This is a genomic window from Pseudozobellia sp. WGM2, assembly GCF_017810075.1.
Lineage (GTDB): Bacteria > Bacteroidota > Bacteroidia > Flavobacteriales > Flavobacteriaceae > JADNYK01.
In genome coordinates this window covers 1-640 of sequence record NZ_JADNYK010000033.1, presented here as the reverse complement: position 1 = coordinate 640, position 640 = coordinate 1, and the positions used below count along the sequence as shown (strand labels likewise).

Genomic DNA, 640 nt, shown 5'->3' with positions numbered 1-640 from the left:
AAAGGAAAACACCCGAAACAAGGCAAATCGGGACAGCCTCGCATACGTGATATACACATCAGGCTCCACCGGGAAACCAAAAGGAGTCATGATAGAGAACAAAAGCCTTGTGAATTTTATCGTCTCAATGATTAGTTTATTAGGCATAAATGCGAATTCAAAATTAATTTCGATAACGACCTACGCCTTTGATATTTTTTATCTAGAAATATTTTCTCTCATTATAAAAGGGGGAAAAACTATTTTATTTAAAAGTATGCAACAGGGCGACCCTGATTATTTGAAACGAATGATTTCCAAACATAAACCTTCCCATATACAGGCTACACCTACGACATGGAGGCTTTTGATAGAAGCCGGATGGAAAAACAAGGAGAAAATCATTATCATTTCTGGTGGAGAAGCAATTCAAAATTCATTGAAAAATTCTTTAACGAAATTAAACCAATCGAAAGTTTGGAACTTATATGGTCCTACCGAGACTACGATTTGGTCAACTGCACAGGAATTGACTTATAATGAAAAAGTGAATATAGGCAAACCTATATCCAACACCCAGGTATATATTCTCGATTCCGACCACAACCTGCTCCCCAAAGGGGTCGCCGGGGAGATCTGCATCTCCGGGGACGGACTGGCC

The 640-nt window shown here is 39.2% G+C and carries 1 protein-coding gene; it reads left to right on the top strand.

What is annotated here, in order from left to right:
• A partial coding sequence (locus tag IV512_RS19665; RefSeq protein ID WP_209406458.1) for an AMP-binding protein occupies positions 1-640 on the top strand: 640 nt, incomplete at both ends.